The sequence below is a fragment of the Halorussus pelagicus genome, from assembly GCF_004087835.1.
Classification (GTDB): domain Archaea; phylum Halobacteriota; class Halobacteria; order Halobacteriales; family Haladaptataceae; genus Halorussus; species Halorussus pelagicus.
Genome location: NZ_CP035119.1, coordinates 956213 through 973329, shown reverse-complemented (window position 1 = coordinate 973329; position 17117 = coordinate 956213). Strand labels below are relative to the sequence as shown.

General features: G+C 65.7%; 21 protein-coding genes. 12 read left to right on the top strand and 9 right to left on the bottom strand.

Annotated elements, in window-relative coordinates; translation table 11 throughout:
• Position 1: 1 nt before the first annotated feature.
• Positions 2-622, top strand: coding sequence for a ribonuclease HII (locus EP007_RS04960; protein ID WP_243700471.1), 621 nt, complete (start codon positions 2-4; stop codon positions 620-622).
• Positions 623-625: 3 nt separating this feature from the next.
• Positions 626-805, top strand: coding sequence for a hypothetical protein (locus EP007_RS04955; protein WP_128476599.1), 180 nt, complete (start codon positions 626-628; stop codon positions 803-805).
• 288 nt (positions 806-1093) lie between these two features.
• Here EP007_RS04955 and EP007_RS04950 read toward each other — a convergent pair whose 3' ends face one another.
• Both EP007_RS04950 and secF read right to left on the bottom strand, forming a co-directional pair.
• Positions 1094-2680 (bottom strand): preprotein translocase subunit SecD, encoded by a 1587-nt coding sequence (locus EP007_RS04950; protein ID WP_166035640.1) that lies wholly within the window; start codon positions 2678-2680, stop codon positions 1094-1096.
• Positions 2677-3558: a protein translocase subunit SecF gene (gene secF, locus EP007_RS04945; RefSeq protein ID WP_128476597.1), complete on the bottom strand. Its 882-nt coding sequence runs from the start codon at positions 3556-3558 to the stop codon at positions 2677-2679. Before secF ends, EP007_RS04950 begins: the two co-directional genes overlap by 4 nt.
• Positions 3559-3689: 131 nt before the next feature.
• Here secF and EP007_RS04940 point away from each other — a divergent pair, with 131 nt between their 5' ends.
• Positions 3690-4049: a hypothetical protein gene (locus EP007_RS04940; protein ID WP_128476596.1), complete on the top strand. Its 360-nt coding sequence runs from the start codon at positions 3690-3692 to the stop codon at positions 4047-4049.
• Between the two features lie 5 nt (positions 4050-4054).
• On the opposite strand, the gene EP007_RS04935 is transcribed toward EP007_RS04940, so the two are convergent.
• Entirely contained in the window at positions 4055-4534 is a 480-nt protein-coding gene (locus EP007_RS04935; RefSeq protein ID WP_128476595.1) for a DUF5812 family protein, read from the bottom strand.
• 104 nt (positions 4535-4638) lie between these two features.
• A complete protein-coding gene (locus tag EP007_RS04930; protein WP_128476594.1) occupies positions 4639-5157 on the bottom strand; it encodes a hypothetical protein in 519 nt (172 codons plus the stop codon).
• A 100-nt stretch (positions 5158-5257) separates the two neighbouring features.
• On the opposite strand from EP007_RS04930, the gene EP007_RS04925 reads away from it, so the two are divergent.
• The 3 genes from EP007_RS04925 to EP007_RS04915 all read left to right on the top strand — a co-directional run bounded on the left by EP007_RS04925 (position 5258) and on the right by EP007_RS04915 (position 8014).
• Entirely contained in the window at positions 5258-6550 is a 1293-nt protein-coding gene (locus EP007_RS04925) for a glucose-6-phosphate isomerase (RefSeq protein ID WP_128476593.1), read from the top strand.
• Between the two features lie 93 nt (positions 6551-6643).
• Positions 6644-7756 (top strand): CPBP family intramembrane glutamic endopeptidase, encoded by a 1113-nt coding sequence (locus EP007_RS04920; protein ID WP_128476592.1) that lies wholly within the window; start codon positions 6644-6646, stop codon positions 7754-7756.
• A gap of 114 nt (positions 7757-7870) precedes the next feature.
• The gene (locus EP007_RS04915) at positions 7871-8014 is read left to right on the top strand and encodes a CopG family transcriptional regulator (protein WP_128476591.1); all 144 of its coding nucleotides are present in this window, start codon (positions 7871-7873) and stop codon (positions 8012-8014) included.
• A 124-nt stretch (positions 8015-8138) separates the two neighbouring features.
• Here the strand turns inward: EP007_RS04915 and EP007_RS04910 are convergent, their stop codons facing one another.
• Positions 8139-8603: an NOB1 family endonuclease gene (locus tag EP007_RS04910; protein ID WP_128476590.1), complete on the bottom strand. Its 465-nt coding sequence runs from the start codon at positions 8601-8603 to the stop codon at positions 8139-8141.
• Entirely contained in the window at positions 8604-8849 is a 246-nt protein-coding gene (locus EP007_RS04905; RefSeq protein ID WP_128476589.1) for a PRC-barrel domain-containing protein, read from the bottom strand.
• A 192-nt stretch (positions 8850-9041) separates the two neighbouring features.
• Here EP007_RS04905 and infB point away from each other — a divergent pair, with 192 nt between their 5' ends.
• The 3 genes from infB to EP007_RS04890 all read left to right on the top strand — a co-directional run bounded on the left by infB (position 9042) and on the right by EP007_RS04890 (position 12601).
• Positions 9042-10844 carry a translation initiation factor IF-2 gene (gene infB / locus EP007_RS04900; RefSeq protein WP_128476588.1) on the top strand — a complete coding sequence of 601 codons (1803 nt, stop codon included), beginning with the start codon at positions 9042-9044 and terminating at the stop codon, positions 10842-10844.
• Between the two features lie 317 nt (positions 10845-11161).
• Positions 11162-12160: a WD40/YVTN/BNR-like repeat-containing protein gene (locus EP007_RS04895; RefSeq protein ID WP_128476587.1), complete on the top strand. Its 999-nt coding sequence runs from the start codon at positions 11162-11164 to the stop codon at positions 12158-12160.
• 93 nt (positions 12161-12253) lie between these two features.
• Complete coding sequence (locus EP007_RS04890) at positions 12254-12601, top strand: hypothetical protein (protein ID WP_128476586.1); 348 nt, start codon at positions 12254-12256, stop codon at positions 12599-12601.
• 45 nt (positions 12602-12646) lie between these two features.
• Here EP007_RS04890 and EP007_RS04885 read toward each other — a convergent pair whose 3' ends face one another.
• The 3 genes from EP007_RS04885 to EP007_RS04875 all read right to left on the bottom strand — a co-directional run bounded on the left by EP007_RS04885 (position 12647) and on the right by EP007_RS04875 (position 14116).
• The gene (locus tag EP007_RS04885; protein WP_128476585.1) at positions 12647-13039 is read right to left on the bottom strand and encodes a DUF5811 family protein; all 393 of its coding nucleotides are present in this window, start codon (positions 13037-13039) and stop codon (positions 12647-12649) included.
• A gap of 124 nt (positions 13040-13163) precedes the next feature.
• Complete coding sequence (locus EP007_RS04880; protein ID WP_128476584.1) at positions 13164-13658, bottom strand: pyruvoyl-dependent arginine decarboxylase; 495 nt, start codon at positions 13656-13658, stop codon at positions 13164-13166.
• 59 nt (positions 13659-13717) lie between these two features.
• Positions 13718-14116, bottom strand: a complete 399-nt coding sequence (locus EP007_RS04875; RefSeq protein ID WP_128476583.1) for a hypothetical protein — start codon at positions 14114-14116, stop codon at positions 13718-13720.
• A gap of 130 nt (positions 14117-14246) precedes the next feature.
• Here EP007_RS04875 and rdgB point away from each other — a divergent pair, with 130 nt between their 5' ends.
• From rdgB to EP007_RS04860, 3 genes are all read left to right on the top strand, one after another.
• Positions 14247-14840, top strand: a complete 594-nt coding sequence (gene rdgB, locus EP007_RS04870) for an RdgB/HAM1 family non-canonical purine NTP pyrophosphatase (RefSeq protein ID WP_128476582.1) — start codon at positions 14247-14249, stop codon at positions 14838-14840.
• 115 nt (positions 14841-14955) lie between these two features.
• Positions 14956-15774 carry an undecaprenyl-diphosphate phosphatase gene (locus tag EP007_RS04865; protein WP_128476581.1) on the top strand — a complete coding sequence of 273 codons (819 nt, stop codon included), beginning with the start codon at positions 14956-14958 and terminating at the stop codon, positions 15772-15774.
• Positions 15775-15857: 83 nt separating this feature from the next.
• Entirely contained in the window at positions 15858-17060 is a 1203-nt protein-coding gene (locus EP007_RS04860; RefSeq protein ID WP_128476580.1) for a sugar phosphate nucleotidyltransferase, read from the top strand.
• Positions 17061-17117 lie beyond the last annotated feature (57 nt).

Genomic DNA, 17117 nt, shown 5'->3' with positions numbered 1-17117 from the left:
GATGTTCGCCGCCGCGGTCCGTGTCGCCGACCCGGCCGACCTCCCCGCGGGAATCGACGACTCGAAGAACGTCGCGCCCGCGCGCCGGGAGGAAATCGCGGCCGAACTGCGCGCTGACGACCGCGTCGGCGTCGGCGTCGCCGAGATTCCGGTCGAGCGCATCGACGGCGAGACCGACATGAACACGCTCACCGTGGCGGCCCACGCCGAGGCAGTAACGCAGGTGGTCGAGGGCGACGACGGCGCAGAGGGCATCGCAGACGCTGGCGACACCAGCGAACAGCGATTCGCCCGTCGCGTCGCCGACGGAGTCTCTGAGAGCGTCGAGTTGACCGCGGAACACGGTGCCGACGAGACCTACCCCGTGGTTGGCGCGGCCAGCATCGTGGCGAAGGTCGAACGCGACGCCCACGTCGCGGCGCTCGCGGAGGCGTACGCCGACGAGTACGGCCCGGAACTCGGCGAGTTGGGGTCAGGCTATCCGGGCGACTCGACCACCCGCGAGTTTCTGGAGACGTTCGTCGCCGAGCGGGGCGAACTCCCCGACTGTGCGCGCCGGAGTTGGTCTACCTGCGAGGACGTGCTGGCCGCCGCCGAGCAGTCGGGGTTGGGGGACTTTTAAGCGGTGTCGAGTTCGTCGGGACCGGACGGTGACTGCGACGACGTTCCACCTCGTCGCGTTGAACCTCATCGCAACGAGACCGAACCCTGCGTAGATACCGACGAACGAGACGACAGTGCAGAAGAATCCGCCGATGAGACTGTCGATTTCGGCGCGGACCGCACGCTGGACGGCGCGTTCTAGCTCCCTGTCGGAGATGTCTCATCGTGGCACTTGCTGAGAGAGTACCGGGCGGGAAAGCAGTCCGTCGAAGAACGCGAGGAGGAGCGTCTATCGTCTCGGAGCGGCGGGATTACCAGTTCGGTACGCCACCGAGTTCCTCGTCCGCCTTTCGGGCAACTGTATCGAATAGAGCCGTAATCCAGCGGTCACGGTCCGTCCGACGGCGGTATCCCTCCTCCAAATCGTCGTTCCGTTTCGGTTCGTTCATAGTCATGAATAGTCGAGAAAGTCGGAAGACGAAACAGTTCGCTATTTATCCGTCAGCAGGCTCCGCAGGATGTCACCGTACGCCGGACGCGTCACCAGCACGCCGATGAGGACGCCGAGGATGGTGATGATGGCGAAGCCCTGCAGGTCGCCCAGCGAGAGGACGGCCAGCGGACTCATGGCGATGATGGTCGTCGCGGCGGCCGCGCCGATGACCCAGAACGCCTTCCGGAAGCGATTCTGGAAGACCCGCGAGGAGTTGACATCGCCCTCGGACATCACCTCGTCGGCGATGATGATGAGGTCGTCCACCCCGGTCCCGATGACCGCGATGAACCCGGCGATGTGGCTGAGGTCAAGCGGCAGTTGAATGGCCGCGGCGAACCCAAGGAGGATGACGACCTCCGAGAGCGCCGTCACCAGCATCGGGGCGGCGACCTTCGGGTCACCGTACCGGAGGAAGACGACGAGGCTGACCGCGGCGACCGCGACGAGACCCGTGATGAACGAGTAGAGCTTGAACTCCTCGGCCAGACTCGGCGCGAGGAAGTACGACGTGCCCTCGTCCATGTTCAGCGAGGCCGGGAGCGAACCGGCGTTCAGGTGAATCTGGAGCGCGCGCGCCTCGGACATATTGGTCGTACTCATGACGAAGTTCGGACTCTGGGTGAACTTCTCTTGGCGGAACGTCTGAGCGAGGTCCGGACTCATGTGGGCCGCGTAGACGGTTTCGCCGTCCACGACGGTGTACAGGCAGTGGCCGGGGTCGTCGGGCGTCTGCCGATAGCGACAGTTGTTGACGCCCTCGTTGGTGAAGCCGAACGTCCGCATCGCATCAGAGAAGTTCTGCGCGGTCTCGCCGTTCAGGACGACTGGGACGTTCGGGCCGAGCTGGCGACTCTCCTGTGCGGTCCCGATACTGCTGAAGTCGCCCTGCGTGAGCAGTGGCGTCCGGCGGTGCTCGGTCCCGTTGTCGGTCTGGACCGGGTAGCCAGCGACGACCTGCACCTGACCGCGTTCGGTCACGAGGTTCTCGACCTCGGTCCGGTTGGTGTTGGGCATCTCGATGACCACGAAGTGTTTGTTGCTCGCGGTCGTGACCTGCTGGACGCGACCGCCCGAGAGGCCCGCCTCCGAAATTTTGTCACGGAGGATGCGAACGACCGTGCCACGCGTCTCTTCGGTGACGCCCTGCCGGACGCTCTCGTAGTCGTAGCCCGACTGTTCGAGCGCCTGCTCGAACTCCCCGGTCGTCGCGTTGTCGCTGAGTACCTCGACGGTCGTGGTCTCGTTGGAGGCCTGCGCGAGTCGGAGAGTCACGTCGGCGGCGGCGACGTTCGAGAGGTTACCGGCGACCTGCTTCTCGACGGTTCCGGGGTCGGTGGCGCGCGGCACGTCCACGCCCTCGGCAGTTAGACCGTTGACGGGCGCGCGGATTCGGGTGCCGCCCGAGAGTTCGAGACCGAACTGGAGGTTGCTCGGGCCGTCGCTGGCCTGATCGACGACCGAGCCGTTCGCGGCGGTGTCGCCGCCGCTACCGCCGGTGCCGGGCGCGAAGAGTGCGAACCCGCTGACGACGAGGAACACTGCGAGCAGGATGACTCGCCAGTTGTCACGGATATCCATTATCGAGCCACCCCCTCGTACTTGTACCAGCGAAGCAGGCTGAGGTTGAGCATGTAGGTGTTCATGAGGTCGGTCGCCAGTCCGAGGACAAGGACGATGCCGATGTCGCGCAGGAGGTCAATGCCGAATATCGACGCGACGAGCGCCATGACGGCCATCGCCGATAGCGAGGTGACGGTCATCGTCACGCCGGTCCGCATCGCGCGGTAGGTCGATTCGTAGAAGCCACCCGACCGGCGCAGGATGTGGTTGTTCAGCAGGATGTCGGAGTCAACCGAGTACCCGATGAGCATCAGCAGGGCCGCGACCGTGCCCAGCGACAGCGGGATGCCGAGCAGGTTCATCAGCGCGAGCGGAATCACGATGTCGCTGAACGCCGAGATGACCACCGCGATGGAGGGGACGAACGTGCGGAACATCAAGAATACGAGGACGCTCATCCCGACGAACGCGATGCCGATGCCCATCAGCGCGAGGTCTTGGGTCTCCCTGCCGAAGCTCGCGGAGGTGCCTTGGACGGACTTTACCATGTCCGCCGTTGACTGTCCTTGGACCGGTTGTAAGTTGTTGCGCGCCTGCTGGCCGATGTTCTCGGCCTCCGGCGGGAACGTCACGATGTAGGTGTTGTCGGAGGTCTGGACGGGCGTGACGGACGCTTCCGTCCCGAACGCCGCGGAGATTTCGGAGGGCGGTGTCGAAGTCTGGACCCGTAGCTCCGTGCCACCAGTAAACTCCATTCCGAGCCGTACCGGTGCGCCGGTAACGACGTACCACCCGATGACAACCAGCAGTGCGACGGCGAGAATTGCGAGCGGAATCGCCGCCAACTGCCGGTTCGTGTACTGGGTGTAGTCCACCTCCGGCACTTCGAACGCTACCATATGGGTGTGGAATGTGGCACGCCCGTGAATAAGTGTTCTTATCCAGTGTCCCGCGAACGGTCCCGTTTCCGCGACGAAGCCTCGATTTCGTGGGAAGAAGACCCAAACGTATCGGGCACGTAGTCGCCCGCATGGGTACTCACACCGACGACCTGAGCGAGCGACACGACAATCTCGCGCCCGCGGAGCGCGTGGTGCTCTCGTATCCGGCAGACTTGAGCGACTGGGGCCGGTTTCAGGTCGAGAAGAGCGCGTTCGTCGCGTACCTCCGAAAGACGAAGACCCACCGCATCCGGCAGGGCGACTCGTGGGAGGAGTTCGTCGGCGTCGGCTGCTGTGGCAGTACGCTGGACGTGCCCCTCCGAGTCGAGCGAATCGAGGGCGGCGAGACGTTCGGTCCCGAGACCGAAGTGGAGTGGGAGGTCCGGGGGGCCTGCGGGATTCAGGGCGGGTGGCAGGTCCAGAGCGAAGGCGGACCGAACGAGGTGTAGACGGACTATGGCATGTAGCGGACGCTGACGACGCCGTCCTCGGCCCGGACTTCGACGCGCGAAACGCCGAGTCTAGCCGCCCGCGAGAGCGTACTCGCGTCGTCTAACACGTCGTCCACGGCGTCCTCGGTGTCCTCCGGAGGCACCGTGAGGACGTGAATCTCGCCGTCGCCAGCGCGCTCGGTCCGGGTAATCTCGCCGACCGCCTGCTCGTCGGCGATGTCGCGCTCGTGGACAGTCGGCGGTTCGTCGCTTCGTTCGGTCGAGAGGTCACGGCGCTCGGCCACTTCCACGACCGACCACGTCACGTTCATCGGGGGGTCGGGCGCGACGGTCGCTTCGACGGCGTCGGTCTCCTCGACGCCGGGGTTCGACGAGAGGGTGTGGACCTGCCCGTCATGTACGTCCTTGAGAATCGCCGAATCGCCCTCGGCGTGCGTGACGAGGAAGGTGCTGGTCTTTTCCTCGGTGTCGGTGTCGCTCATGGGTCGGCGTACGGACGCCCCGCTTTTCCCGGTTGCGTTTGCGGTTCCGACGGCCGCGAGAACGGAGGTCGTTCGGCCCGGCGCTCCCTTCGATTTCTACGTCGCTACCGCGCGACTCGATACACGACGCCGATGAGCGCCGCCGCGACGAGCGGCGGCGCGACCGCGAACGTGGTGGGCAACGAGTAGAGGAACTCCACCGCGGGCGCGAGAAGCGCGGGCGGGGCACCGCGCTGGTCCGGCGGCGCGGAGATGAGAAGCGAGGCGTACAGCGACAGCACGAACAGGTAGCCAGCGAGCGCGAGCGACACGTCGGCGCGGGCGCTCGCGGTGCCGCGGGCGTGTCGCCGCCCGGCCAAGACGACCGGCGCGACCAGCGCGACCAGCAACAGGACGCCCCCGACGATGAGGAACGCCCGCGAAAAAGTGGCGAGCACCGACCCGCCAGCGGTTTCGAGCACCCAGACTGGGAGCGCGAGCAGGAGCAAGAGCGTGAGCAACCCGCCGAGGAGCGCGCTGACCAGGACGTACGTCTTGAGGAGTCGAGACTCGGTGTGGGCGAACGTCCGGCGGAACGCGCCGACGACGAGGCTTCGAGACCCGTCGGCAGTCGAATCCGGCATCGGTCTGCTCTTGGGAAGGGCCGCCAATAAGCCGTGCGATGCCGACGGCGACGTTCGCGGGACCGGCCCATTTTTGGTTCGTCCCGTCTCGGTCTGACGTATGCGCGTAGACCTCGGTAACGCACTCTCGGAGGTCGCCGACCCCGGCCTCTCCCGCACCGAACTCGACGAGTTAGACGAGCGAGTCGCCGACGCTCACGACCGAATCGAGCACGGCATGGCGAACGCCGAACACGGCTACGCCGCGCTGAACCTGCCCGAGACCGCCGACCCCGACGCGATTCGGGCCGCGGTCGAACCCTTCGCAGACGCCGAGGCGGTCCTGACCGTCGGCATCGGGGGGTCGGCACTCGGCGCGGCCACCCTCGCCCGCGGCCTGCCCTCCGAGACGGACGCCTACTTCCTCGACAACGTGGACTCCGAACACGTCTCTCGCCTGCTGGATTCGCTCCCGCTCGACTCCACCGCAGTCAACGTTGTCTCGCGCTCGGGCACCACCGCCGAGACGCTGGCCAACTTCCTCGTCGTCCGCGAGGCGATGGCCGATGCGGGCGTCGATTGGACCGACCGGACCTTCGTCACGACCGGTCAAGCGGGCAATCTCCGGCGACTCGCCGAGAAGGAGGACCTGCCTGCGCTCGACGTGCCCGACGGCGTGCCCGGCCGGTTTTCGGTCCTCTCGACGGTCGGACTGGCCTGCGCCGCGATACAGGGCCACGACCTCGACGCGATTCTGGCGGGCGCGAGCGACGAGGCCGACCGCCTCGCGGGGTCGCTGTACGACTCCCCGGCCTACGCCTACGGCGCGGTCTCCTACGCCCTCGAAGAGCGCGGCGCGGCGGTCAACGCGATGATGCCCTACGCCGAGTCGCTGGAGACGTTCGCCGAGTGGTTCGCCCAGTTGTGGGCCGAGAGTCTCGGGAAGGACGGCCGGGGACAGACCCCTGCCCGCGCGCTCGGCGCGACCGATCAGCACTCCCAACTCCAACTCTACCGTGCGGGTCCCCGCGACAAACTCGTCACGCTCGTCCGCCCGGAGAACCGGGCCGACCGCGACATCCCCGAGACCGACCTCGACGGTCTCTCGTATCTCGGCGGGTCGTCGCTCGGCGACCTGCTCGACGCCGAGTTCGAGGCTACCGAAGCAAGCCTCGCGGAAGCGGGACAACCGAACGTCCGGGTCGAAATCGACCGCGTGGACGAGCGAAGCCTCGGCGAACTCCTCTACGGCATGGAGACCGCCTGCGTCCTCTACGGGGAACTCGCCGACGTTTCGACGTTCACTCAGCCAGCGGTCGAGTGGGGCAAGAAGGCGGCCCGCGGACTGCTCGGCGGCGGCGACTTCGAGGAGGCCGACGCCGTGGCCGAAAAGACGACGCTGACGGTGGAGTAATCCCTCTTCGGAGCTGAGTAGCTGTTCTTCGACGGCCGTTCTTTGTAGCGCGCAAACACAGGGACTTTAGCCCGGCCGTCCGTTCTTGCAGGCATGGAAGACCGTTCTGCTGCGACCGTCGGCGTCGCGGTGGCAGCCCTCGCGCTTGCGGCCGCCGCGTTCCCGTGGGGTACGACCGGCGTCGGACCCGTCGAGAACGTCGTCCTCGCGGTTCTCGCGGGGACCGCGTTCGGGGCGTTCTCGCTCCGACGCCACGACCTGCTCGGCCGGGCCTCGGGGTCGCTGACCGCTGGCGTCGCCAGTTTCGGTATCGTCGGCTACGCGGCTGTCGCAACTGCGGGCGCGCTCGCCGGTGAAAGCGCGCTCGTCGTCGAATTCCCCTCGACGCTCTCGCCGTGGGGCGTCGGACTCGCGTTCCTCGGCGGCGTCGGTGGGGTCATCGCGGCCTACGGTGACGGCCGAGGATACCCCGACTCGCTCCGACAGGCCGCCAAAGCGGCCAGCTGGAGCCTCGCGGTCGGCTACGCGGGACTGTTCGCCATCGCCATGTGGGGAAGTCTGCTCGTGACCGTCGCCGCCGGAGTCGTCCCCGGCGAACCCGGCACTGCGGTCCGACTCGCGCTCAGTTCGGTCGCGCTTGGACTGGGAACCGGAACCGTCGCGCTCGTCTACTTCCAGTGGAGCGACAAGACGCTCGCGCACCTCGACTTTCGGATTCCTTCCGTTCGAGACGTGGGATACACGGTCGGCGGCGTCGTTGCGATATTCGCTCTCCAGTCGGTCATCTCCGTCGTCCTCACGGAACTCGGCGTGGGTACCGCGAACCACAACATCCAGCAGACAGCAGCGGGCAACGCGAGCGTCCTGCTGTTGATGATTCCGGCGGCGTGGCTCATCATCGGTCCCGGCGAGGAGTTGCTCTACCGAAACATCATCCAGAATGAACTCTATGACACCTTCGGCGGGTGGGGTGCAGTGGTCGTCGGTAGCGTAGCGTTCTCGCTGGCCCACATCCCGGCCTACTCCGCCGGGGCGTCGGACTTCGCGTCGCTCGCCAGCACGCTCGCGGTCATCTTCTGTCTCTCGTTCGTGCTCGGTGCGACGTATCTGAAGACGGACAACGTCACCGTCCCGGCACTGATTCACGGCACGTACGACGCCGTCGTCTTCGGCGCGATGTACCTTCAACTGAGCGGCGGCGTCTGACGGACACAGGAGGCAGTTGGACTGGCGAAAATCGGCAAGTGTGTCAGATGTCGGTCTCGCGTCCGCTCTCCGTCTGACGTAGATTTAACAAGTCCAATCACTTTTGAAAACCGTATGGAGAGTCGGTATTCGATAACTTTCGAGCGCGACCGCGCCAAGCGCATCGAGACGCTGGCCCGAGAGTACGATCTCACGACGCAGGAAGTGCTCCAGCAACTCATCGAGGTCGGTCTCGAAGAGATAGAGACCGACGAGTAACAAAAATCGTTCGCGCGTCAGTTGTGTCGCAGGTGTCTCGGTCGTTTGCAGGTCTCTCAGTCACGCCGCAGATGCCACAGGATTCTGTCGCGTCGAAATTCCGACAGTCGCCCGAGAGCGCCGCTCAGGCGTTCGAGGGGTTCTTGCGCGTGAGTTCGCTCCCGCAGATGGGACATCTGTCCTTGTTCTCGTCGAACTCCCGGCCGCAACCCTGACACTGGAACTTCCAGTCGCGCTGTTCGGCGATGCCGTCTTGGGCGATGACCTCGACGCTCACGTCCATGTGTTCGGCGACGTTCTGCATCGCGTAGTCGTCGGTGACGAGTCTGGCGTCGAGTTCGAAGGCGGCCGCGATGAGGCGAACGTCGGTGTCCGATAGTTCTTCGAGGTCACCGGTCTCCTCGGCGGCCCGACGGACGCGCTCGACCGCGCCGTCCTGCGGGATGTGGATGTGCATCCCCGACCCTTCCATCGCGTCGAAGCGATAGGCGCTCTCGTCTTCGAGTTCCTCCCGGACCATGGGGATGGTCGCGGTGTCGTTTGTCGTGTGATACTCGTTGATGAAGGCTGAGGAGTCTAAAACGTACATTTACCGCTGAACGACGATGTAGTCTTTTACCGCCTGCACTCGTTTCACGGGGACCTGAAACCGACCCTCTTCGTCCGAGTCGAACGCCACCGTGGTACTGTCCAACTGTTCGTCCGGTTCGATGAGCAAGTCGGCGAGTTCGCCCGTCTTGAGGTCCATGGTGATATTGTACAACATGCCGAGTTCCGTCCCGTCCGACCCCATGACGGCTTTCCCCGAGAGGTTTTCGGCGAGGATTTCCGACATAGGGTGAGTTACTGAGCGCTCCCATATAAAGGGTGGGGGGAAGCGTGGCGGGCCATCGAGGACGACCCTTCGACGCGTACGGTGGATTTTCGCGGGGGACTCCCGTCGATGGGAAGGGACTCGTCCTCGCAAAAGTTAAATGCCGCGCGAAGTACCTCTTGAGTAAGAAACCTTCTTTCCCGGTGGTAGCCTATGCCTGACACTGATGCACGCAATGACGAACAAGGTTTGCGAACCCCAATCGTGGCAGTATTGGGACACGTAGACCACGGCAAGACCAGTCTACTGGACAAGATTCGCGGCTCGACCGTCATCGAAGGCGAGGCGGGCGCAATCACCCAGCACATCGGCGCGACGGCGATTCCTCTCGACGTGGTTTCGAAGGTCGCCGGAAGCCTCATCGACCCGAGCGACTTCGACCTGCCCGGCCTGCTATTCATCGACACGCCGGGCCACCACTCGTTCACGACGCTGCGCTCGCGGGGCGGCGCGCTCGCGGACATCGCCATCCTCGTGGTGGACGTGAACGACGGCTTCCAGCCACAGACCCTCGAAGCCATCAACATCCTCAAGCAGTCCCAGACGCCGTTCGTCGTCGCGGCGAACAAGATAGACACCGTGCCGGGGTGGAAGCCCAACGAGGACGCGCCGGTCCAGCAGACCAAGGAGGCCCAGAGCGACCGGGCGAGTTCGATGCTCGACGAGAAACTCTACGAGATAATCGGGGAGTTGAGCGACGAGGGGTTCTCGGCGGACATGTACTGGCGCGTGCAGGACTTCCGGGGGAACATCGGCGTCGTCCCCGTCAGCGCAGAGACCGGCGAGGGCGTCCCGGACCTGCTGACCGTCCTGATGGGACTGGCCCAGCGGTACATGAAAGAAGACATGGCCATCGACGTGTCGGGACCGGGCGCGGGGACCGTCCTCGAAGTCAAAGAGGAGAAGGGCTTCGGGACGACCCTCGACGTGGTGCTGTACGACGGGACCATCCGCGAGGACGAGACCATCGTGGTCGGGGGTCTCGACGACCCCATCGTGACCGACGTGCGCGCCATCCTGAAGCCCCGACCGCTCGCCGAGATTCGGACCGAAGACCGCTTCGAGAAGGTCGAGGAAATCGCGGCCGCCTCCGGGGTGAAAATCGCCGCGCCGGACCTCGGGAACGCGATGGCGGGCGCGCCAGTCCGGGTCGTCCGTGACCGCGACATCGATGAGGTCATCACCGAGGTTCGGGCCGAACTCTCCGAAATCGAGGTCGAAACGCAGGAGCAGGGCGTCGTCGTGAAGGCCGACACCCTCGGGAGTCTGGAGGCCATCGCCAACGCCATGGCCGAGGCCGAGATTCCCATCATGCGCGCCGAAGTCGGCGACGTGGCACCGCGGGACATCAGCGTCGCCTCGACCGCGGGCGAGGACAAGCACAAGACCATCCTCGCGTTCAACGTGGACGTGCTGGCCGACGCCGAGCGAGAGGCCGAGGAGAGCGACGTGAAACTGTTCGAGAGCGGCGTCATCTACCGGCTCATCGAGGAGTACGAGGAGTACGTCGAGGAACTCGAACGCGCCCAGCAGGAGACGGTGATGGACAACATCACCCGGCCCGCCCGGTTCCAGATTCTCCAGGACCACACCTTCCGGCAGAACGACCCCGCGGTGGTCGGCGTCGAAGTCCTCTCTGGCACCATCAAGAAGAACAGCAACGTCGTGAAGTTCGAGGGCAACGACCCCACGCGGGTCGGCCACCTCAAGGGAATTCAGGAGCAGGGCGACGACGTGGACGAGGCCCGGAGCGGCAACCGCGTCAGCGTCGCCATCGACGGCCCGACGGTCGGCCGCCAGATAGAGGAAGGCGACGAACTCTGGATGGAGGTCCCCGAGAAGCACGCCAAGATTCTCGAACAGGAACTGGCCGACGACATCCCCGTGGACGAACTGGAGGCGCTCACGATGTACCTCGACAAACAGCGCAAGCGCGACCCCTTCTGGGGGAAGTGAGCGGCCGAGTTCGATTTTTGCCCGGCGCTCGACCCGACTGGCGACGTTTCGACTTCGAAGCGCGAGCGACGTGACAAACCCGACGACTCTCCGGAATACCTTGTTATTCTACTGTATTGGAACCTGTTTTTAACAGAGACGGTTATCTATCATTGTTTATTCATCGCTCGTGTCCGTTCACGTCTTGGATTAAAATAAACCTGCTTTGTCGGAATATTCGGCTACTCACGGTCTCTAATGCGGTTTTAAACGATACAAATTCCCCAAACGGCTACCACCCTTGAAGTGCCGTCCGTCGCTCACCGCCGAGTGGAGCAATGACCGAACACGATACGACGCGACGACGGTTCCTGAAGGCATCGGCCGCGACGGTCGCAACCGCCGCCCTCCCCGCAAGCGCGACCGCCGCCGAATCGCCGTGGACGGTCGCCGAGACACCGTCGGACACGTCCGACGAGCCTTGGCAGACTGCCAAGACCCCCACCGGAAACACCCTCTACGACGTGGAGTACGCCAGCGACGGCGCGTACGCGTTCGGCGCGGGCGGCGTCGGACTCGAACGGACGAGCGAGGGGTGGCGCAAAATCTTCGACGGCGGCGTCACCGGCAACGGCAACTCGCTGTACGGCGCGGACGTGACCGACGACGGCGAGCGCCTCTGGTTCGTCGGGTCCTCAGGCGCGGTCGGCGAGTACGACGTGACGACGGGCACCCTTTACAACCATTCGAAGCCCGTCGGGAGCACGAACAACTTCAACGACGTGTCCGTGACGGGCACCGCGGGCGAGGCCAACGTCTACGTCGCGGGCGACTCTGGCAAAATCTACTACAGTTTCGAGAACGGCGCGTCCCAGACGTGGAACTACGTCACGCCCGGAAGCGGGTCAGGCATCTCGGCCATCGACTTCCACGGCGTTCGCTCGGGCCACGTCGTAGACACCAACCAGAAGGTGTTCCAGACGACCGACGGCGTCTCGTACCAGAATATCGGCATCGCCAACGCCAACGTCAACTTCTACGGCGTCGATAGCGACGCCACCGACGACGTGTGGGTCTCTGGCGGCGGCGGCATGGTGTTCCACTGGGACGGCGCGAACTGGACACCGACGGACCTCGGCGACGCCGGACTGCGCGACATCGAAGTCACCGACGACGACCGAGACGGCTTCACCGTCGGCGGCGGCGGCAAGGTCTTCGACCTGACCGACCGGAAGTGGGCACAGAGCGCGACGCCGACCGGCCAGAACCTGAAGGCGGTCGTCCGTGGCGACACAAACGTCGCGGTCGGCGCAGGTGGCACCATCGTCGAGAAGTAGACCGTCCGCTCACGCCGCTCGCACACGGATTTTACCACCGACCAATAATTTTTAGTCGCCTGCGGTCGTACTGCCTCATCCAAGGGTGATTTCATGCTCGGGCGAAACCTACTACGCAGTGGTAACGCCGGGGTACCGAACGTCTCCTACTACGACCTCGTTCTCGCCGTCGTGCCGCTCCCGCTGTTGGTCGGCTTTTTCGCCGACGCGGTGCTGGCGGTTCCGAACCAGACCGCTACGATGGCGGGCGGCGTCGTGTCCGCACTCGTCGTCGGCCACCTGCTCTTCGGAGACCCGCCGACGCGGCGCGGACCCCGCGGGAGCGAGCGCGCTGGGGAGAGTAGCGTCGAAGGAAGTAGCGCCGGAAGCAGTAGCGTCAGCGGCGGAAGCGTCGGAAACGGAAACGTTGGAACTAAAACTGTCAGCGAATCGTCGTCCTGAGAGCCGTCGTCGGTCGAATACGACCGACCGTGAAGCGGGAGCTACTTATCTCGCGGTCGGCGTGATGTTGTCACCCATCATCTGCTTGACCTGCATGGCCGCGCTGGCCGCGAGACCGCGGGCGACCTCGGCTTCCTCGTGGGTCACGAGGTCTTCACCGTCGAAGTCGTCGAGGTCGGGTTGGAACCCGGCACTCACGGGGTGGCCGACCGGCGGTTGGACCGAAACCTGCGCCTGCGGTCCGCTGCCGTCGTCGGCGACTTTCGAGCCGACGACGTACTCGTCGGGAAGGAACTCGCGGGTCTGACTGGCGATAGCGGTGATGCTGTCGCGGAGCGACTCCTTCTGCTCGTTGGAGAGTTCGGGCACGTCGGTCTGGGCGCGGTGGCCCGCCTGCGTCTTGCCGGGGACGCCCGCGTAGGGGGTGTTTCCGTTCATCGGTCTGCTGAAGAGACGTTAGGACCCTACGCTTTAAAAGCCCTCGACTTCGGCAGTCTGTGACACGGTCGGAGGAGATGGCTCTGTAGAATCCATCAAACGGCCGATTTCGGGACTCACCGACTCAACAGATGGGGTCGCTCTCGCCGTAGACCGCGACGACGACTGCGGTTGCGTAGCTGTCCGACTCGGCGCGAACGTCGGCGGTCTCGATTCGCTCGTCGCCGAACTCCCACTCGCGCAACTCGCGGCCCGCCGCGAGACCCGAGCGGACGCGCTCGGCCACGTCCTCGGGGTCGGTCTCGCCCGCGGCCTCGTAGAACAGGCCGGGACCGGAGCTATCGCCGTCGTCGCCCTCGCTCGTCGTCCACCCGAGCGCGGCCGAGGCGCGGCCGGGACCGACGCGGGTCGCGCGCGCCTCCACGACCGTCAGGCGCTCGCCAGCGGGACCGAGGTCCGGAACCGTGCCGACGGCCTCAACGTCGGCGTCGGCGGGAATCATCGACGAGACCGCCACGAGGTTGTAGTTGTGGAGGTTGGCGTCCGCCAAGGCGGCGTCGTAGGACGACATCTCGGTGGGTCCGGTCGCGGTGCCCCACGCGACCCGAATCGTACTCATACTCGATGGCAGTCGCCGGGCGAGGTAAGGGGTTGCGATTTTCGGACCGCGGACCGGGTTCAGGGTCGTCCGTCCGAGAGCGTGGCCCGGTAGCCCGCGACTCCTTCGGCGACGAAGTAGCCGACGACTGCAAGGACAGTGAGCGCCGACGCCACCGTCCGAAGTTCCACGCTGGCGACGACGTAATCGCCCGCGTACAGCGTCGTCGCACCGACACTGAGCAGGACGGCGATTGCGGCCACGTACCGCCAGCGCGCCGCGGTCGGGACGAGACCGTCCTCGCCGCGGACCGCGAGATAGAGGTGGGCACCCCCGAGGACGAGTCCGTTGAGCAGTAGATACGCGAGGACTTCGACGGCAGTTCCGTCCGAGCCTCCACTTAAAGAGTTTACCAGTACCAGCAGGACGTACGCCAAGGCGACGGTAGCGATGTGGACCGTAGTGTCTCGGGAGAGCATAGAATTAGTTGCTAGCGCGACATAATCAGTTTTCTGGAACGACGAGAGCGGCGTCTCCGAAGCGTGCCGGGCGAACCAACACCCATAACCTCGCCCCGCTCCGACCGGGAACTAACCGGAGAGACCATACGTGACCATCAGATTCGTGACGAGCAACGCGGGCAAGGTCCGAGAGGCCCGCGAGTACCTCACCGACGACGTGGAGCAGATCAACTACGACTACACCGAAATCCAGAGCGACGACCTCGCGGAAATCGCCACGGCGGGAGCCAAGGAGGCCTTCGCCGAGACCGGCGGCGACGACCCCGTCGTCGTAGACGACGCGGGCCTGTTCGTGGACGCCCTCGGCGGGTTCCCCGGCCCATACTCGTCGTACGTCGAAGACACCGTCGGCGTCGAGCGCGTCTGGAACCTCGTGGAGATGGAGGATAGCGAGGCGACCGCCTCGGAACAGTCGAGCGGTGACGAACCGCGAGACGCGAACCGCCGAGCGCGCTTCCGGTGTGTTGTCGCCTACTACGACGGCGAGGAGTCCAAGACCTTCGACGGTTCCGTGCCGGGGCGCATCGTCGCGCCGCGGGGCGACGGCGGATTCGGCTACGACCCCATCTTCGAACACGAGGGCGAGACGATGGCCGAGATGAACACCGAGCGCAAGAACGCGATTTCCCACCGCGGGCGCGCGCTGGCGAAGTTCGCAGACTGGCTGGCCGAGAATCGGTGAGTTCGGTTCGAAGGTAGTCGGTGTCGAGGAGTAGTCGTTCGCCCCGACGGACCAACCGTTGCCTGCGCCGACGGAGTTCCGTACAGTTTTTACCTCCGACGTTCGCCCACCGAGTATGAACCGGGCCGCGTTGGTCGCCGTCGTCGCCGGAGCGTTACAGGGCGTCTTCGAGTGGTTGCCGATTTCGAGCGAGGGCAACATCACCGTCTTCTTGACCGCGCTCGGGTCCTCACCCGAGGCGGCGGTCCAGTTCTCGCTGTTCCTCCACGTCGGGACCGCGCTCTCGGCGACGGTGTACTACCGCGGAGAGTTGACCGACGTGCTGAGCACGCTCCCGCGCTGGCGGCCGGGCGAGGCCTTCGACGGCGGCGAGACGGCCACCCTCTCGTTTCTCGCCGTCGCCACGCTGGCCTCCGGCGTCGTCGGTCTCGCGGCCTACGCCACGCTAGAGACGGTCGTCTCGGCGCTGACCGGCGGCGCGCTCGTCGCGCTGATCGGCGTTTTACTCGTAGCGACGGGGGTCCTCCAGCGCGTCGCCGACGGGTTCGAGTTCGGCGGCCGAGCGTCGCCGGACCTCACCGACGCCGTGCTGGTCGGCGCGCTTCAGGGACTCGCAATCCTGCCGGGCGTCTCGCGCTCGGGTACCACGGCGTCGGCCCTCCTGTTCCGGGGCCACGACGGTCCCTCGTCGTTCAGACTCTCCTTTCTGCTGTCGATTCCGGCCGCGCTCGGCGCTGGCATCCTCGTCTTGCTCGACACGGGGATTCCGTCGGTCGCGCCCGTCGAGGCCGCCCTCGCGCTCGGGACTGCCGCGGTCGTCGGCTATCTGACCATCGGCGCGCTGATGCGCGTCGTCAAGCGCGTGCCCTTCTGGGGCGTCTGTCTCGGACTGGGCGCGCTGGCGATTCTCGGCGGTGCGGCGCTGGCGGTCTGAACCAAGCGTCGCGTAGTCGCTCGGCCGAACGCGACGCCGCGATAAGCCGAAAGTTGATACGGCCACTGACCGATGCGTTACCCATGACAATTCGCGCTGCCGTCGTGCTGGCCGCGGGCGAGGGGACCCGCCTGCGACCGCTGACCCGAAATCGCCCGAAACCGATGCTCCCGGCCGCTGACAGACCGATTCTCGAACACGTCTTCGACGCGCTCATCGGGACCGGTATCGAGCGGTTGCACGTCGTCGTCGGCTACAAGCGCGACCGCGTGCAGGACCACTTCGGGCCGACCTACCGTAACGTGCCCATCAACTACGTCGCACAGGACAAGCAGTTGGGGAGCGGCCACGCACTCCTTCAGGCCCGCGAGGCCGTTGCGGGCGAGGACGGCTTCCTCGTCGTCAACGGCGACCAGGTCATCGAGCGCCAGATGGTCGCGGACGTGCTGGACGCCTTCGAGACTGACGACGGCAACGCCACGCTCGCTGTCACCGAGCAGGCCGACGTGTCCCACTACGGCGCGGTCGTGATGGACGGCGACCGAGTGGTCGAGTTGGTCGAGAAACCCGAGACCGACGACTACCGCCTGCTCAACGCCGGGGTGTACGCCTTCTCGCCAGCCATCTTCGAGGCCATCGAGGAGACCCCGCGAGTGCAGGGGGAACTCGCGCTGACCGACACGCTGGTCGATCTTATCGACGAGGAGGCGGTCGTCCGCGGGGTCGTCACCGAGGAACTCTGGGAGGACGCGACCTACCCGTGGGACCTGCTTGACGTGTCCCAAGACCTCCTACTCGGCGGGCGCGTCACGGAACCCGAGCGCGAGGAGTCGGTCTGGGTCGCCGACAGCGCGACGGTCCACGACGACGCCACCCTACAGGCTCCGGTCGTCGTCGGTCCCGACACCGAGGTCCGTCCCGGCGCGGTCGTCGGTCCCGACACCGCGCTCGGCCGGAACGCCACTGTCGGCGCGAACGCCGTCGTCGCCCGGTCGGTGCTGGACACCGACACGCGCGTCGGGCCGAACGCCACCCTGCTCGACTGCGTGACCGGACAGGGCGTCGCGCTCGGTGCGAACGCCACGGTTCCGGGCGGACAGGGCGACGTGCGGGTCGGCGACACGGTCTTCGAGGGGCAGCGTCTCGGCGCGGTACTCGCCGACCGAGTGCGCGCCGACGGCGACGTGAGTTTCGCGCCCGGCACGCTCGTCGGACCGAGCGCCCATCTCCGAACGGGCGTGACGGTTTCCGAAAATATAAGCGAACACGCCGAGGTGTTCCGCTGAATGATTGGTATCTCGCCGTCTGATGCGTTCCTCTCGACCGGTGCAAGCGAGGTGGCC

Bases quoted from the DNA above. Each gene is read 5' to 3' on its own strand.
- EP007_RS04890 (WP_128476586.1), top strand. From the start codon at position 12,254: ATGCTCGGGCGAAACCTACTACGCAGTGGTAACGCCGGGGTACCGAAC.
- EP007_RS04930 (WP_128476594.1), bottom strand. From the start codon at position 5,157: ATGCCGGATTCGACTGCCGACGGGTCTCGAAGCCTCGTCGTCGGCGCG.
- secF (WP_128476597.1), bottom strand. From the start codon at position 3,558: ATGGTAGCGTTCGAAGTGCCGGAGGTGGACTACACCCAGTACACGAAC.
- EP007_RS04875 (WP_128476583.1), bottom strand. From the start codon at position 14,116: ATGCTCTCCCGAGACACTACGGTCCACATCGCTACCGTCGCCTTGGCG.
- EP007_RS04865 (WP_128476581.1), top strand. From the start codon at position 14,956: ATGAACCGGGCCGCGTTGGTCGCCGTCGTCGCCGGAGCGTTACAGGGC.
- EP007_RS04925 (WP_128476593.1), top strand. From the start codon at position 5,258: ATGCGCGTAGACCTCGGTAACGCACTCTCGGAGGTCGCCGACCCCGGC.
- EP007_RS04880 (WP_128476584.1), bottom strand. From the start codon at position 13,658: ATGAGTACGATTCGGGTCGCGTGGGGCACCGCGACCGGACCCACCGAG.
- EP007_RS04910 (WP_128476590.1), bottom strand. From the start codon at position 8,603: ATGTACGTTTTAGACTCCTCAGCCTTCATCAACGAGTATCACACGACA.
- EP007_RS04915 (WP_128476591.1), top strand. From the start codon at position 7,871: ATGGAGAGTCGGTATTCGATAACTTTCGAGCGCGACCGCGCCAAGCGC.
- EP007_RS04935 (WP_128476595.1), bottom strand. From the start codon at position 4,534: ATGAGCGACACCGACACCGAGGAAAAGACCAGCACCTTCCTCGTCACG.
- EP007_RS04940 (WP_128476596.1), top strand. From the start codon at position 3,690: ATGGGTACTCACACCGACGACCTGAGCGAGCGACACGACAATCTCGCG.
- EP007_RS04895 (WP_128476587.1), top strand. From the start codon at position 11,162: ATGACCGAACACGATACGACGCGACGACGGTTCCTGAAGGCATCGGCC.
- infB (WP_128476588.1), top strand. From the start codon at position 9,042: ATGCCTGACACTGATGCACGCAATGACGAACAAGGTTTGCGAACCCCA.
- EP007_RS04905 (WP_128476589.1), bottom strand. From the start codon at position 8,849: ATGTCGGAAATCCTCGCCGAAAACCTCTCGGGGAAAGCCGTCATGGGG.
- EP007_RS04920 (WP_128476592.1), top strand. From the start codon at position 6,644: ATGGAAGACCGTTCTGCTGCGACCGTCGGCGTCGCGGTGGCAGCCCTC.
- EP007_RS04860 (WP_128476580.1), top strand. From the start codon at position 15,858: ATGACAATTCGCGCTGCCGTCGTGCTGGCCGCGGGCGAGGGGACCCGC.
- EP007_RS04885 (WP_128476585.1), bottom strand. From the start codon at position 13,039: ATGAACGGAAACACCCCCTACGCGGGCGTCCCCGGCAAGACGCAGGCG.
- EP007_RS04960 (WP_243700471.1), top strand. From the start codon at position 2: ATGTTCGCCGCCGCGGTCCGTGTCGCCGACCCGGCCGACCTCCCCGCG.